The 17,068-nt window shown below is 31.9% G+C and carries 15 protein-coding genes; 3 read left to right on the forward strand and 12 right to left on the reverse strand.

The window, feature by feature from the left end; genetic code table 11:
• Positions 1-103: 103 nt before the first annotated feature.
• From hisC to IDG64_RS01315, 12 genes are all read right to left on the reverse strand, one after another.
• Positions 104-1,162 (reverse strand): histidinol-phosphate transaminase, encoded by a 1,059-nt coding sequence (gene hisC / locus IDG64_RS01260; protein ID WP_000663035.1) that lies wholly within the window; start codon positions 1,160-1,162, stop codon positions 104-106.
• A gap of 239 nt (positions 1,163-1,401) precedes the next feature.
• The gene (locus IDG64_RS01265) at positions 1,402-2,916 is read right to left on the reverse strand and encodes an ABC transporter permease/substrate-binding protein (RefSeq protein ID WP_156981644.1); all 1,515 of its coding nucleotides are present in this window, start codon (positions 2,914-2,916) and stop codon (positions 1,402-1,404) included.
• Positions 2,909-3,886 (reverse strand): ABC transporter ATP-binding protein, encoded by a 978-nt coding sequence (locus tag IDG64_RS01270; RefSeq protein ID WP_000589249.1) that lies wholly within the window; start codon positions 3,884-3,886, stop codon positions 2,909-2,911. Before IDG64_RS01270 ends, IDG64_RS01265 begins: the two co-directional genes overlap by 8 nt.
• A 222-nt stretch (positions 3,887-4,108) precedes the next feature.
• Positions 4,109-5,890: a DNA helicase RecQ gene (gene recQ, locus IDG64_RS01275; protein ID WP_000983672.1), complete on the reverse strand. Its 1,782-nt coding sequence runs from the start codon at positions 5,888-5,890 to the stop codon at positions 4,109-4,111.
• 11 nt (positions 5,891-5,901) lie between these two features.
• Positions 5,902-7,785: an ABC-F family ATP-binding cassette domain-containing protein gene (locus IDG64_RS01280; protein WP_000525103.1), complete on the reverse strand. Its 1,884-nt coding sequence runs from the start codon at positions 7,783-7,785 to the stop codon at positions 5,902-5,904.
• Positions 7,786-8,054: 269 nt separating this feature from the next.
• Complete coding sequence (gene ltaS, locus IDG64_RS01285; protein ID WP_000098285.1) at positions 8,055-9,995, reverse strand: polyglycerol-phosphate lipoteichoic acid synthase LtaS; 1,941 nt, start codon at positions 9,993-9,995, stop codon at positions 8,055-8,057.
• Between the two features lie 473 nt (positions 9,996-10,468).
• Positions 10,469-11,473 carry a 5-oxoprolinase subunit C family protein gene (locus IDG64_RS01290; protein ID WP_200626250.1) on the reverse strand — a complete coding sequence of 335 codons (1,005 nt, stop codon included), beginning with the start codon at positions 11,471-11,473 and terminating at the stop codon, positions 10,469-10,471.
• Positions 11,457-12,167, reverse strand: coding sequence for a 5-oxoprolinase subunit B family protein (locus tag IDG64_RS01295; protein WP_000708692.1), 711 nt, complete (start codon positions 12,165-12,167; stop codon positions 11,457-11,459). Before IDG64_RS01295 ends, IDG64_RS01290 begins: the two co-directional genes overlap by 17 nt.
• Before the next feature lie 87 nt (positions 12,168-12,254).
• The gene (locus IDG64_RS01300) at positions 12,255-12,461 is read right to left on the reverse strand and encodes a hypothetical protein (protein WP_001790169.1); all 207 of its coding nucleotides are present in this window, start codon (positions 12,459-12,461) and stop codon (positions 12,255-12,257) included.
• A gap of 65 nt (positions 12,462-12,526) precedes the next feature.
• Positions 12,527-13,135, reverse strand: coding sequence for an aminotransferase class IV (locus IDG64_RS01305; protein ID WP_001175778.1), 609 nt, complete (start codon positions 13,133-13,135; stop codon positions 12,527-12,529).
• A complete protein-coding gene (locus IDG64_RS01310; RefSeq protein ID WP_206171274.1) occupies positions 13,135-14,286 on the reverse strand; it encodes a chorismate-binding protein in 1,152 nt (383 codons plus the stop codon). Before IDG64_RS01310 ends, IDG64_RS01305 begins: the two co-directional genes overlap by 1 nt.
• Complete coding sequence (locus IDG64_RS01315; protein WP_000604515.1) at positions 14,270-14,863, reverse strand: anthranilate synthase component II; 594 nt, start codon at positions 14,861-14,863, stop codon at positions 14,270-14,272. The genes IDG64_RS01310 and IDG64_RS01315 overlap by 17 nt, the downstream gene beginning before the upstream one ends.
• Positions 14,864-15,213: 350 nt before the next feature.
• Here IDG64_RS01315 and queC point away from each other — a divergent pair, with 350 nt between their 5' ends.
• Genes queC through queE form a run of 3 tightly spaced genes read left to right on the forward strand, consistent with a single transcriptional unit; the run spans position 15,214 to position 17,020 of the window.
• On the forward strand, positions 15,214-15,882 hold the full coding sequence (gene queC / locus IDG64_RS01320) for a 7-cyano-7-deazaguanine synthase QueC (protein ID WP_000446724.1): 669 nt from the start codon (positions 15,214-15,216) through the stop codon (positions 15,880-15,882).
• 1 nt (position 15,883) lies between these two features.
• On the forward strand, positions 15,884-16,303 hold the full coding sequence (gene queD / locus IDG64_RS01325) for a 6-carboxytetrahydropterin synthase QueD (protein WP_000941340.1): 420 nt from the start codon (positions 15,884-15,886) through the stop codon (positions 16,301-16,303).
• Positions 16,304-16,306: 3 nt separating this feature from the next.
• Positions 16,307-17,020, forward strand: coding sequence for a 7-carboxy-7-deazaguanine synthase QueE (gene queE / locus IDG64_RS01330; protein WP_001062965.1), 714 nt, complete (start codon positions 16,307-16,309; stop codon positions 17,018-17,020).
• Positions 17,021-17,068: the final 48 nt, after the last annotated feature.

Below are 17,068 nucleotides of genomic sequence, written 5' to 3' on the forward strand. Positions count from 1 at the left end.
AACACAGAGAATTTCGAAAAGAAATTCTACAGGCAATGCAAGTTGGGGTGGGACGACGAAATAAATTTTGAGAAAATATCATTTCTGTCCCACTCCCCACTTACTATTCGTATTTAAAGTTTGATAAAACTTCTAACATTTTATCATTTTGTTCTTTAAAACCAATTGTAATTCTAACACCAGTTGGAAATGGTCGCGTAATACACCCTACATTTAAAAGTGCTTCATAAAGTTCATTTACCCGCTTTGTTTTTACAAATATAAAATTCGTTTGACTTGGCAAGAAATACTCACTTTGAGGTAATTGATAAAATCTTTCGCGTTCAACACTATTTTTATGTGTTACCTCTTTTAAATATTGTTGATCTTCAAGTGCTGCAACTGCTGCGTATTCAGATATACGTGTCACATTAAATGGTGGTCTAATGATGTTCCATTTTTCAATCGCATGTTCACTTGCTACCACATATCCTACACGTAAACCCGCTAATCCATACGCCTTTGAAAATGTACGTAATAAGAAAGCATTGTCATATTTTTGTTGCAAAGCAAGTGTATCCGGGTAGTCCTCTGCTGTCACAAATTCAAAATAAGCTTCATCTATAATTACTGGTACATGTGGAGGTACTTGAGATAAAAACGAATCTACGCTCTCATGATTAAAATATGTACCTGTAGGATTATTTGGATTACATAACCATACCAATGACGTATCTTCATTAACTTCTTTTAAAATACCTTCTAAATCGAAGCCACCATCTTTTAAAGGTACTTGTATCACATTAGCTGATTCAACAATCGCATTGTGATAATATTGACCGAATGTCGCTTCACTTGTAACAATAGTATCCCCTGGCGTTAATACAGCTCTAGAAATCATTAATATAACTTCATCTAATCCCGCACCAAATAAAATGCGTGATTGATCTACATTTAAATGTTTACTAATCGCCGCTTTTAATGTCGGTGATCCTGTTTCAGGATAATAATATAACTCATCTAAGTGTGCTGATATCGCTTCTTTAACTTTAGGCGATGGTCCATACAAATTTTCATTTGATGCAAGTTTATATAAATCTCCTTCAATGCCATACTTTTCTTTCAATGCCCTTGGAGATAAACCAGGCTGATATGCTGATAGTTGATTAAGTTGTTCTTTCATAATAAAAACAACCTCCTTAGAATTAACTGAAATTTTAAAAAACTTATATTCATTATATCGCTCTATGTTTCTAAAATGCAATGCTACTATTTTCACATCATAATAGCTTACATTGTGTTTAACATGTCATATTTTTTAATCATTATTGCATGTTTAAATTGAACATAATTATAGATTTAAATATAACAACGCCACATAAGATATAATTTGGTGTTACGCATCTTATGTGGCGTTGGTCGTTATTTGATTAACTCTTTTGCTTTTAAATAATCTTTCGCAACTGTATATGGGTCTTCATTTTTAACTGTTACTTTATAGTTCATCATTTGCATATCTTCATCAGATATTTTGTTTTCTAGTTTGTTTAACGGTTTCTTAATTTCTGGATGTTTCTTTAAAAAGCTTTCTTTAAATAATGGTGCTCCTTGATATGGTGGAAATACGTGCTTATCATCTTTTAACACAACCATATCATATTGTTTTAATTCAGCGTCAGTTGAATATGCATCTATTAAATTAATATTACCTTTATTGATCGCTTGATATCTCAACTTAGGTTCCATTGTACGTATGTTATCTAAATTTAAATTATAAGCCTTTTGAACAGCTTTGTAACCATCTGGACGATCATTAAATTCCAATGTAAATCCTGGTTTAAGTTGATCTTTAACCTTATTTAAATCACCAATTGTACGTATATTATGTTGTTTAGCAAAATCACGTTTTACAGCTAAAGCATACGTATTGTTATACTTCATTGGTTTTAACATAGTCATTTGATATTTCTTTTCAAGACTTTGCTTAGCTTGTTCATAAACTTTTTTCTCTTCTTTTGACTTCAATGGTTCTTTTGTTAATTCACCTAAAACTGTTCCAGTAAATTCTAAATACCCATCTATATCGTCAGATTTTAAAGCATTAAATAAAAATGCTGTTTTGCCCATACCATCTTTCACTTCTACAGTATTTTTGGTCTCTTCTTCTATTAAAATTTTATACATATTTGTAATAATCGATGGCTCGGAGCCAAGCTTTCCAGCTAACGTAATTTTATCACCTTTTTGTGCAAACATAGGAATAGCGATAGCCAGTATAATAATCATCACTATAACACCTAACGTCATCAATAACTTTTTATAAGATAATTTAGCCATAAATCTTAAAATTAAATCAAATATAATTGCCAATAAGGCTGCTGGAATTGCACCTAATAATATCAACGATGCATTGTTACGGTCTATACCTAATAAAATTAAATCTCCTAGTCCGCCTGCACCAATTAATGCTGCTAGTGTTGCTGTACCTATAATTAATACCATAGCCGTTCTTACACCAGCCATTATAACAGGCATTGCTATCGGAAGTTCGACTTTAGTTAAACGTCTAAATGGTTTCATACCTATACCTTTAGCCGCTTCAATGAGTGATGGATCAACTTCTTTAATTCCAGTATACGTATTCCTTAAAATTGGTAACAACGCATACACTACAAGTGCAATAATTGCTGGCACACGACCGATACCAAATAAAGGAATCATTAAACCTAATAATGCCAACGATGGTATGGTTTGAAGAATTGCCGCAATATTCATTACGATTTCAGATATCGTTTTAGTCTTCGTTAATAAAATACCTAATGGTACCGCAATAGCAGTTGCAATCAATAATGCGATAAATGATATTTGAATATGTTCTATCATTGTCGAAAAGAGTTGCCCCTTACGTTCACTCAATATGTCGAAAAAGTTAGTCATGTTGAGCTACCTCCTTTTTCTGGGACAAATATTTGAAGATATCTTTCCTATCAATAACATATTGACCTACGCTATCTTCTTGCATGACAATGACACGCTCGCTCTCTGATAAAAGTTGATACAATACTTCAATTGGTTGATTGTCATAAACAATTGGATAAGCGCTCATAGATGTAACCTCATCGATTGGTTTCATAATATCCAAGTCACGGATAATTGCGTTCTCTTCAACACATGGCGCATCATCTTCTAAATGACTACCCATAAATTGTTTAACAAATTCACTTTGAGGATTATTTTTAAATCCTTCTGGTGTGTCAATTTGTTCAATATGGCCTTCATTCAAAAGACAAATCTTATCACCAAGTTTCATCGCCTCTTGAATATCATGTGTAACAAATATGATTGTCTTCTTAATTTTAGTTTGTAATTCAATTAAATCATCTTGAAGTTTTTCTCGGCTGATTGGGTCTAATGCACTAAACGGTTCATCCATTAAAATAACTGGTGGATCAGCTGCTAACGCACGTATAACTCCTACACGTTGTCGTTGCCCCCCTGACAATTCATCAGGTTTTCTGTTTTTATATTTTTCAGGTTCTAATCCAACCATATCAAGTAATTCATCTACTCTTTTATCTATATCTTTTTCTTTCCACTTTTTCATTTGTGGCACTTGTGCAATATTTTCTTTGATTGTCATATGTGGGAATAATGCAATCTGCTGCAATACGTATCCAATATCCCAACGCATTTCGTATACTGGATAATCACTTATTGGTTTATCTTTAAAATAAATATAACCTTCACTTAAGTGAATGAGTCGATTAATCATTTTTAATGTCGTAGTTTTTCCACAACCTGAAGGTCCAATTAGCACAAAAAATTCACCCTCATTAATATTGAAACTAATGTTATCGACAGCAACATGTTTGCCATAACGCTTAGTTACATTTTTAAACTTAATCACTTTGCCACCTCTTTTTTTCTCATAGCATAAAACCGAGATTATATGTATGTATTCCCTATTTAACCACGTTTATTACAATTTTCAAATTTAAATGATTTATCCTTGAACTTTTTTAATAAAATAATGAATAATAGGTAATCTCCAGTTAAGAAATAGTGTTATTTTACCTTGAATTCAAAAAAAACACCCAGTAAAACAAGGAATGCTTACTAGGTGTCTTCACTATACTTTGGCTTTATAATTTTGAATCGTTTCTAAAAATGCTGGACAATAATGTTTTAATTTGTAACTACCTACGCCATCAATATTAATCATATCTTGTTTCGAAGCAGGCTTACGTTTAGCAAATTCCTCCAACGTGTAATCAGAAAATATACTTACAGGTGCTATCGTTAATTTGTCACTTAACTTTTTACGAACTTCTACCAACTGACTGAATAATACTCGGTCAACCCCTTCAACCGTATTTATAAATACTTTTTCAGTCGCTTTTTGCTTAAATGGTGTTGTGAATACTTCTACTTCATTACTGAGTAATTTTTTAATTGAAGTATCACACATTAATATTTCATCATTTTCATTTAAGAACCCTTTGAATCTTAATTCATCTATTAAGTGACTTAATTCTGATGTTGTGTAACCTTTCATTAAACCATGGGTTGAAATTTGGTCATAACCTTTGTACTTAATATAATCTGTTGACTCTCCTCTTAGCACTTGAATGATAACACTATAACTCTCTTGTTGTTTCATACGAGCGATGCAACTAATAATCATCTTAGCATCTTGTGTCATATTATATGATTTATCTTGTTGAACACAATTACTACATTGTTCACATTCTTCTAATTTTTCATTCGGTTCAAAATAATGGACAATTGTTGCTTCTAAACATTTTTTTGTTTTTGTATATTGAATCATTTTAGTTAACTTTTCGCCCATTTTATCTTTATAGTCATCATCAGCTTGAGAGACTGTTATAAAATACTCGTGTAAATTGATATCGCGTTCGCTAAATAACAAAATACATTCACTTTTTAACCCGTCACGACCTGCACGACCCGCTTCTTGATAATAAGATTCTAAATCTCCAGGCATATTATAATGAATAACAAAGCGTACATTGGATTTATCAATACCCATACCAAAAGCATTTGTAGCAACAACTACTTTAACACGATCAAATAAGAAATCATTCTGCGCTTCTTCTCTTTCTTTATTGCTCAAACCTGCATGATATATAACACTTTCAATTTTCTGGCTTTCTAAAGCTTCTTGAAGCTCTTCAACTTGCTTACGTGTAGAACAATAAATAATACCTGCATCTTCATCGTGTGTTTTAATATAATCCAATATAAATTTTTGACGTTGATAAGTAGGATTTACTTTAAAAATTAAGTTTCTACGCTTAGTACTCGTTTTAATTTGATCAGTTTGAGCGATATTTAACTTTTCTCTAATATCTTGCTGTACTTCAACTGTGGCAGTTGCTGTCAACGCTATTATTGTAAAATCTTGAGGTAACGTAAATACTTTAGAAATGACGTTTTGATAACTCGGTCTGAAATCATGACCCCATTTAGAAATACAATGCGCTTCATCAAACGCGACTAAGTGAATCTTTATACGCTGAAGCATATTTAAAAAATATCGGTTTTCAAATCGTTCTGGTGCAACATACAAAAATTGAATTTCTCCATTTGATAATGCTTTTTCAATACGTTGTTGCTCTTTTTGAGTCAAACTACTATTTAAAAAAGCAGCTTGAATTCCCATCGCTTTTAATTGATCCACTTGATCTTTCATTAATGATATTAGTGGACTTATTACAATTGTTGTACCACCTAACAATAAACCTGGTACTTGATAGCATATAGACTTACCTCCACCAGTTGGTAAGACACCAAGCACATTACGATGGTCTAATACTTTGCTAATAATTTCTTCTTGTCCTGGTCGAAACGTTTCATACCCAAAGTAATGCGATAATGTTTGTTGCATCATAAATTGACCCCTTATTGTTGTTCTTTAATTTCTTCTAACTCACTCCATCTTGTGATGTCTAAATCATATTGAATTTCAAGTTGTTCTTTTTCTTCGTTTAGTTCTTTAATTTTCCCATAATCTGCACTTGCCTCAATCATGAGCACATCAATTTCTTCCATTCTTACTTCCGCTTGTTCTATGCGTTTCATCAATTGTTCATATTCTAATTTTTCTTTATATGATAAACCATTTTTCTTACGTACAGTTGTAGAAGATTTAGATTGTTGCTTCAATGTGGATTTATTTTTATCTAATGATTTTTTATAACTTTCATAATCTTCAAAAGTTCCGATAATCTTTTCCATCTGACCATCATGAATAAACCAATATGACTGTGCAACTTTATTTAAGAAGTAGCGATCATGGCTTACGGTAATCACTGTACCACCGAAAGTATGAATATAATCTTCAAGTATTGTTAAAGTCTCAGTATCTAAATCATTTGTCGGTTCATCTAACAACAGAACATTTGGCTGGTGTACGAGTAGACGTAATAAATACAAGCGCTTTTGCTCTCCACCAGATAATTTATAAACTTTTTTACCATGAGTTGCACTTGGAAATAAAAATCGTTCAAGAAGTTGTGTAATAGATACCGAGGTTCCATCTTTTTCTTTTGCGATCTCACTTTCTTCTCTTAAATAATCAATCATACGAATATCTCTATCCAGGGTCTCATCAGTTTGCTTAAAATAAGCTACTTTAACCGTCTGCCCAGTCTTCAATTTACCTTCGAATTGTTGGTCTTCTCCACTCAAAATATTTAAGAGTGTTGTTTTACCAGCTCCATTTGGCCCAACAACACCAATACGCTCACCTTTTTGAATAATTTCCGTCAGATGTTCAAATAATACTTTATCATTAATAGCCTTTGATAAGTCTTCTAATTCGAACACTTGCTTACCTAATCTTGAATAAGCAAGATTCAATTCACCTTTATCGTCTTTATATTGCTGGTTAACTTCATTTTCTAGGTCATTAAATCGATTAATTCTAGCTTGTTGCTTTGTAGTACGAGCCTTAGCTCCAGCCCTCATCCAAGCAAGTTCTTCCTTATATAAAGCTCGTTGCTTTTGTTGTTGCTTTTGAAGTGTTACTTCTCTTTCAGCGCGCATTTCAATATAAGATTCATAGTTGCCAGGATATGACGCTAACTTACCTCTGTTTAGTTCAATAATTCTAGTGGAAACTTCATTTAAAAAATATCGATCATGGGTTACGAATAAAACTGTATGAGGATATTGCTTCACATAATTGATCAACCAGCTGATTGATTCGAAGTCTAAATGGTTCGTAGGTTCATCTAATAACAATAAATCTGGTTGTTCTATTAATGTTTTAGCAAGTACAACACGTTTTTGTTGTCCGCCGGATAATTCTTTAATGTATTTAGTAGTATCATGTATACCTAGTTTTGAGAGGATTGTTTTAATTTCAGCGTTATAGTCCCAAGCATCATGTTGATCCATAGCATCTTGCGCATCCATCATTCGCTTGAACAATTTATCACTTTGGTCATCCGCATAAGCTTGTACTGTCTGCTCATATTGCTTGATGATGCGTAAAGTTGTTGTATCAGAACTTAATACTGCATCAAAAACTGTCATATCTTCATTAAGGTCCTGTTTCTGAGACGAATATCGAATTCGATATTGATTTGGATGCATAACATTGGCTGTAAAATCATCATCAATACCACCAATTACTTTTAACAACGTACTTTTCCCTGTACCATTTATGCCTACTAAACCTATTTTTTCACCTTCTGAAATTGATAAATCTAGATTATCGAATATAATCTTATCGGCATAAGATTTATTTAAATGTTCAATTTTATATGCTTCCATACCCATCTTCCTTCTTCTGTTGAAATCTCTACGTACTTAAATCAGTTCTATACATTATACACCTTTTTGAAATCAAAAGAAATCGATACTGTTAAGTGTCATAATTTAATATATTGTTGCTTCAACTATAAATAAAACTTGATAAGGCTTTGATGACTATGCTAACGATCTTTATAATATACCTTTTTATCAACACATATAATGTAAAACATAATATAAAAGAACATAATAAAACCCGGATTGATATTTTATCAATCCGAGTTCGTGTTTAAATATTATTTTTTAGAGTTTGCTTTAGGTCCTGTTTCATATTTATACTTCGAAGGATTTACCTTTTTGAAGTCTGGATTTTTGTAGAATCTAAACAAATCACCATTAAGCACGTTGTCACTCATTTCGAGATCCTTTTCAACTTGCTTTTTATTCTTTTCGAAATCAGCTGGTTGAGTAGTTATGAGTTCATTATTTTTATTAGAATAAATCTTACCATTAACATATTTATAATCTTTTGTTATAAAGTCACCATTTCTGAATGGAACTACTTGATTATGACCTTTAGAGAATAAATCAGTACCGAACATTAAATAATTCTTCGTATCTATACCAGCCAAATGTAAAATTGTTGGCATTACATCGACTTGACCAGCATATTCATTATTGATACCACCAGATTTACCAGGGATTTTAATCCAGAAACCAGTTCTGTTTAAATCTGTAAATTTAGCTGGTGTGATTTTTTCACCTAATAGTTTTTCCATGGCATTGTTATGGTTTTCAGAGATACCATAGTGGTCACCATAAATCATAATCACTGAATTGTCATATAATCCTTTTTTCTTCAAGTCATTAATATATTCTTCTAATGCTTCGTCTAAATAACGCGCTGTTTGAATATAACCATCAACTGTTGCATCACCTGTGTTTGACTTCTCAATAGTCGCATCCTTTTCATCTAATGTGAATGGATAGTGGTTAGTCAATGTAATTAAATGAGAATAGAATGGTGATTTCATCTTAGCTTGATAATTAGCAGAATCTTTAAAGAAAATTTTGTCTTTCAAGCCTAAGTTTACAACGTTTTTATCTGACATGTCATAGTATGTTGCATCATAGAATTTATCGATACCAAAGTGTTTATATACTTGGTCTCTGTTCCAGAATGTTTTATAGTCACCGTGCATGACATCAGATTTGTAGCCTTGCTTTTGATCTAAAATTGCTGGTAGTGACTGATACGTATTATCTCCTTTTAATGAAAAGGCAGAACCTTGCGGTAAACCGTATAAACTGTTATCCATTGTAAATTCAGAGTCAGATGTTTTACCTTGACCTGTTTGATGGAAAAAGTTAGGGAAGTATGTGAATTGCTCTTTCCCACTTGATAATTTGTTTAAAAACGGTGTTACTTCTTTACCATTAACCTTTTTATTAATTAAGAAGGTTTGGAAACTTTCTAAATGAATCTTAATAATATTTTTCTTCTTTGCCACCCCATAATATTCTGGGTTAGGCTCTGTTTGACGTTGTTTCGTATAATTTAATACTTTTGTTAAGTCATCTTCAGATGCTAACGCTTTTTGTTGATTATTTTCGATAGTTTTAACACCATCGTATACTGTAAAGTTATACGGTCCTAAATATTTCACTAAATATTTATGGTCAAATGTACGTGTTAATAATTCTGGTCTGTCAGTTTCAGCAAAAGCTAAGTTTAAGAAGAATAATGCTACTGAAGCCGCCATTACGACAGGAACAAATTTCTTACTAAATGCTTTTGTGTCTAACCATTTTGTTTTAAATATTAAAATGAATAAGTAAACTAACGTATCAATGAAATAAACAAAGTCATACCATTTGAATGATGCACTAACCGCACCACCCATAGATTCTACGTTACCTACTTGGTTTAAAGTACTAAACGTTAAAAAATCCGAGAAGAATCTAAAGTACACAACATTGGCATATAATAGGAACGTCAATAAGAAGCCGCCTATGAACATGAACCAAAATGCTTTTTTGCCTTTAAAGAATAGGAACACACTTAAAACCAGTGCTACTAAACTATAAGGATTCATCAATAATATTAAGTTTTGTACTAAACCTTTAACACCTAAAGAAAAATCAACATAATAAGAAAAATACGTCTTCAAGGTAATCGTTATTACGGTTAATAAGAAGAACGCAAAAAGACTAATTTTCTTTTTTTGTGAACTCATGATTCTTTCCCCCGTTATTTAGATAATAAATCTTGCGAAAGTACTTGAATAAATTAGATATTAACATTATGTAGTTAATTAATAAGTGCGTTTAAAAGTTAACATTGTCATAATTATAGTAATTACTTTCAGATTCAAGTTTATAATTTTCATTATTTGTAGCTTTCAACTTTGATTTAACAAGTATTTTGGGCTACAACTCATATTTGCTTGTGTAAGTTTCTTTATTTAATATTATCATTCAATTAACAAATTTAAAATTTGTAATCAAATTGTAATAATAAGCATAGCTCAATTAATAAATATAGAGTAATTTTAGTCAAAATTCAAGTAAAAACACACTTTATCTTTTCATTTTACTGTGAAACGAATTAGAAAATGATACATTTCGCAGATAAAACACAGTATTATTTCATTATACATTAGGAGGAAATTATTTGCATCGGACTCGAGTATGAGCTACGTACCAAATATTATTTCATCATTTCTAATTGCATTCTATATTCTATTCCATGGAATAATTGGTTTAACCAGTTACTATACTTAACAAGGTTCTTTTCAGCCGTTAAAATATCTATAAATTGAAATTTCAAACGTGATCCTTGCGGTTTTTGTGCTAATTTCGTTAAATGATAACTTGCGATTGTACCGATTTGCGGGTAGCTACCTAGCGTATAATGATCATTTAATAGGATAATAGGTGTGCCATCACGCTTAATTTGTATCGTTCCTTTTTTGACAGTCTGATACGGTGGCATATCTTCATAAAAAGCTTTGATTTTTTCACCTTCAAGCATCATCCCCATGCGATTTGCTTTGCTCGTTACTTTATAATCATGTTTCACAAATCTTTGAATGGCATCTTCTTTAAAATCTTCCGTACCTTTATTTTTAACGACATGAAATACATCAGACATATAATTAAATGACAAGGCGTATCCATCAATACCCCAATCTGTTTGTTTCGTGTGAGCAAGGTTTTCAAATAACTTATGATGACGAGCTGCATAATCTCTCTTAAGCTTTATTTCATCGCCATCTTGTAATGTTCTACCTTTAAAACCACCAATTTTTACATTAAAGTCGGTTGAATTAGATCCTAACCATGCATCTAATTCAAATCCACCTCCCACAGCTAAATACACTCGCGATGTATAACTTGTTTCTCTAAACTTTAAAACATCGCCTTTATCTAACAAATACAATTTATATGGAGATATAGTCATATGCTCAGTGTAAGCTTTGACATTACCCCCTGCTAATGCAATCAGCGTAGGTTCTGTAAAACGAATCGTTGCCATTTTATTAGTCATTTCCAAAGTTGCTTCATTCTTGTCATTAGCAACTAATCGATTAGCAATTTCATGTGCTAAAGTATCAAGTGCACCACATGGAATTACACCATCATGTTCATATCCCCTTCTGCCAAAGTCCTGAAAGCTACTGAATAAGCCACTTTTTTCAATTATGATTGACATCTTTAAACGCTCCTACTTCTAATTCATTTTCATTGATAGGTCTAAATTTAATATTATCGCCTAACTTTAAGCGTGCGAAATCTGATTCTTTCGGATTAAAAAGTGATAATGGTGTATAACCAATAACTAACCAATCATTAATTGTATCCGTAGTTACAATACCGCATTTTTTCCCTTCAAGTACTACAGAACCAGCTGGAATGAATTTTTTCTGTTTACTCGTGTGATTAATATACAATTTCTTATTTAATCCAGTTAAATAAGGAAACCCAGGTGAATATCCCATCATCGAAACAAAATATTGCGCCTTAGAATGTAATTCAATAAAAGTTTCTAGCTTGATTTTGTAATGTTTTAAAAGTGATTCTAAATCCGGACCATATTTCGAACCATACACAATTGGTATTTCAATCAAATCTTGCTGGTTAAAATCATGTTTTATGTTTAAATGAATCGATTCTATTAGTGCTTTCATGTATAAAAAAGGTGATTGTATATTATGGTGTTTAATCATATCCCTTGCGTCATAGACAATCATCATGTCTGATTCTGATGGCACAATTTCTATAATAAATGGATAATTTTGTTCAATTAAATATGAGCGAAGTGTTAATAAATCTTCGGTTAAACTTTTAGATACTTCTTTTTCAATTGCGACTACAATGGCTTGGTCACCTTGACTATATATTTTCATTTGTACACCTCTTCAATATTTGGTTACTTTACTTTCATTTTTAATTATAGAATCGATTGAATAGTTCATTTTACCTACTCACTAAATTTACTGGTGATACATTAAATCCATTGCCCGCACAACAAAAGGCATGAGTTCGTGAATTAATGCGTATACAAGGATAAAGCTTATAACAGTAGTAATTGTTGCTATCAAACGAACAACATATATTCTATTTTCAGATAGCAATCGATTCACTAATCGATAATTTACGTATACAAGAATTAACAACAGCACAATATAAACAATAATCATATTTGGCCCCATTTAATTTTTAAATTTGTTTTCACATCATTTTCTACATTATTATCATAATAATTTTAAAGGCAAAGGTGGACATCGGCAACCTCTCGTAAACTATTTATCAAAAATAAACGTATCTCATTGTTATGATATTTATAAATCAATTCGTTTTTATTAAAGTCTTTTTCAACAAGTTTGTCACTATCTATTAAATAATCACGCATGCATCCTTTTAAGAAATCATCTTTATAACTTGGTGTGTACCATTTTCCATCCTCTTCAATGACAATGTTGCCAATATCAAATTCAAGGACCTTGCCGTCCTCTGAAGTTAGCAATATTAAATCTGTTTCATGATTGTGAGCTAAATGCTTTCGTTCTGTCGTTTTATTATTTATAAAAGTTGGATTAACTACTTTGGGCAACACTTGAAATTTTGCTGTAAAACTACTTTTCTCAGGTAAAGGTGACACTATCGTTTCAAATTCGCTTTCAGCATTTAATACGATTTTAAGTCTATATTGGCCACTGTGATACTTTGTTGTTACATCGTTTAATTCATTTCGCCATGCATGTTCATCAAATTTAAAGTTTAATCGCTCAGAAGAACATTTTATGCGATTAGTATGATAAGTAAGTCTAGGGATATGTCCATTATCAATTTTCATTGTTTCAAATAATTGCATTATAACATCTCCAAAATCTTGGTTTTTGCGTAAAATTCATTCACTTCATCTTTTGGCTTAGAATCAATTGTAATACCTGCTCCGACTCCATAAATCGCTTGTCCATATTTATACTCAATAGTACGAATCGGAATATTAAAAATCATTTTATCATCTTCAGTTGGAAGTAATAGTCCAATTGCTCCGCAGTATATACCACGAGGTGAACTTTCTAATTGTTTAATATATTTCATTGTATTCAGTTTCGGTGCACCTGTAATCGAACCACAAGGAAATAACGATGTTAAAATTTGAGTTAGGTCTGTATTAGTTTTTAAAGTACCACTTACCATCGAAGTCATTTGAAATACAGTTTTATATGCCTCAATAAAAAATAGTTTATACACCTTAATTGAGCCACTCTGTGATATTCTCCCTATATCGTTTCTTAGTAAATCAACAATCATGACATTTTCTGCACGATCTTTCGAAGAAGTTTGCAATGTTTTATAATACTGTTGATCTTCAGCTTCCGTTTTACCTCTAGGCATTGTCCCTTTCATCGGTTTGCTTATGATAACGTTATCGACATTGTTAAACTGTCCTTTTTGAAAAAATAATTCTGGTGAGATAGACGCTACTCGGATTTCATCTGTTTGTAATAACGCAGTATAATTACCATTACTAAATTGAGTTAATCGTTCATATAAAGTACTAATAGGATAATAAATGTTATCCGTTAAGCGCGCCGTATAGTTCACTTGATACGTTTCGCCTTCAACAATTGCTTGTTGGACACGTTTAATATTAGTCATCATAACCTCAGAAGATTCAACAAATGAAAAATGATGCTTTGATACATAAGAAGTTTGATGTTCATATGTTGAATTTATGCTTTCCGCTTTTTCAAAACTATAAGCTACTGCATAAATATCATCTTTAGCTAATGAATGTGTACACATAACATGATTAAAATACTTTGCCGCTTCGTAACTTAAATATAACGAGACATATCTACCTTGTCGTTGCTGCGCTTGTGCAAAGTGTATCACTTCTCCCACATCAGCCAACTTAGTAGCAACATACTTCTTTATAAATCCCTTTAATTGAATATGGTATTGCTTATATTCATTTTCAGTTAAATAGTAGCGATAATTATATTCTATTCTCACAGTAATCACCTACCTTCGATAAAAATAATTCAACTTGTCGATAACCGTATTCACTCAAAATAGATTCAGGATGATATTGCACACCAAAAACCGGAAATGTAATATGCTCAAATGCCATAATAATCGCTTCATCGTTTTTGGCTGTAATCTTTAAGCAATTTGGAAAAGTCGCTCCGTCAGCAATTAATGAATGATAACGCATTACATTGAAATTTTGAGGCAGTCCTTGAAAAATACCTTCATTGGTATGGCGTAACTGTGTAGTATGTCCGTGTACAGGATGATAGCCGTGAATGATATTTCCACCAAAATAAGACACGATACATTGAAATCCTAAGCATACACCTAGTATAGGTACACGCTGATAAAATTGTTCTAACACTTCATTCAATATAGGATAATCATCCGGATTACCCGGCCCAGGTGAAATAACAATTGCTTTTGGCTTCATATTAATGACGTCTTCTATCAGCAGATTATCAATACCAACAACTTGAACTGTTAGTTTCGTTTGAGTCTTAATATAGTCTATTAAATTATATGTAAATGAATCATTATTATCTATGACTAGAATCATTGTATACTCCGTTCTAAATGTGTTTTATTTTTATAATATGTATTGGATGTAGCTAAAACTTTAAAAGCATTGTCATTATCCTGACCTTGATTTTAACTAATATATAGTATATTCTATTCATCGTACATAAATGAATATCAGAGGTTCCTAGCTGAAACCCTCTATAAAAAACTAGACATTGAAATTTCAAACATTCGTTGGTAAACCTTTAATATATATTATAGGAGCAACCCATTTCTTTCGTCTATCTTTTATGGAGATAGGCTTTTTTTATTTTATAAATTAAAAACGGGCTTATCAATGCCATTAACCTCTTTATTAATATTATTAATGATAGGAGCAATTACAAAATGGAAAGTGTATTAAATAATGAAAAAGCCATCGTTGTCTTTAGTGGTGGTCAAGACAGTACAACATGTCTCTTTTATGCAAAAAAACATTTCAAAGAAGTTGAACTCGTAACGTTTAATTATGGCCAAAGACATGATACTGAAATTGAAGTCGCAAAACAAATTGCACAAGATCAAGGAATGAAACATCACGTTTTAGATATGTCATTATTATCACAACTTACTCCAAACGCATTAACACAACATGATATGGAAATTACTAATAATGAAGATGGTATACCTAATACATTTGTTCCAGCTAGAAATTTACTTTTCTTGTCGTTTGCAGGCGCTCTAGCTTATCAAATTGGGGCTAAGCATATTATTACAGGCGTATGTGAAACAGACTTTTCAGGCTACCCAGACTGTCGTGATAGTTTTATAAAATCAATGAACGTAACATTAAGCCTAGCTATGGACAAAGATTTTGTCATTCATACTCCTTTAATGTGGTTAAACAAAGCAGAAACGTGGAAATTAAGTGATGAACTCGAAGTTTTAGATTATATTCGTACAAAAACATTAACATGCTATAACGGTATCATTGGGGATGGCTGTGGTGAATGTCCAGCTTGTCATTTACGTCAACGTGGACTAAATCAATATCTTGAAAGTAAAGGAGCGCTTTAAAATGTTACAACAAATCTATCCTAGTACAACGCATCCATATCAATTCGAATTAAATAAAGATTTTAATTTTTCAGCTGCACATCACATTCCTTGTGAAGAAGCAGGTATTTGTCAAAATGTCCATGGTCATACTTACTTTGTTAATTTAACAATTGTCGGTGATAAACTAGATAACACTGGCTTCTTAGTGAACTTTAGCCATTTGAAAAAGATGATACACGGTAAATTTGACCATCAACTGTTAAATAACTTACCTGCTTTTAAAAATAAAATCCCTTCAACTGAAATCGTAGCGGAAACAATTTATCAAATTGTTAAAGAAAATTTGGCATCGCTCGAACACCAACCAAAATGTATTCAAGTATTTGTAAGAGAAACACCAACAAGTTATGTTGTATTTAGACCAAAGGAACAGGTGTAACTAATGGCTAAAATTCCTGTACTCGAAATATTCGGTCCAACCATTCAGGGTGAAGGTCGAGTAATCGGTAGAAAAACGATGTTTGTGAGAACAGCTGGATGTGATTATCGCTGTAGCTGGTGTGATTCTGCATTTACTTGGGATGGTAGTGCTAAAGGCGATATAAAACTCATGACCGCTGAAGAAATTTATGATGAATTAAAACGAATTGGTGGCGATTTATTTAATCACGTTACAATTTCTGGTGGTAACCCAGCATTAATTAAAGGTATCCAAGAGTTAGTTGACTTATTTCAAGATAAAGGTATTTTCAGCGCACTGGAGACACAAGGCAGTAAATTCCAACTTTGGATGACACAAATTGATGATTTAACGATTAGTCCAAAACCACCAAGTTCAACTATGACACCTGATTTAAAAAAGTTAGATGAAGTGATTACACAATGCGTACCTTCCTCATTAAACTTAAAAGTAGTTGTATTCGACGATAAAGATTATGATTTTGCCAAAATGATACACCACCGTTATCCAGATATTCCCTTCTATTTACAAGTTGGTAACCCATATTTATCAGACAGCGTAGATAATCATACCGAAAAGTTGTTAGAACGCTACGAGCAGTTGGTGGATTTAGTTATGCAAAGTAATGATATGAATCACGTTTATGTGTTACCACAACTTCATACATTACTTTGGAGTAATAAAAAAGGTGTATAAAGGAAAACTTATTTTACTTTTTACAAGTCATATCTAATGAATAACAAT

This window comes from Staphylococcus sp. EG-SA-15 (assembly GCF_017151895.1).
In the GTDB taxonomy this organism is placed as follows: Bacteria; Bacillota; Bacilli; order Staphylococcales; family Staphylococcaceae; genus Staphylococcus; species Staphylococcus aureus.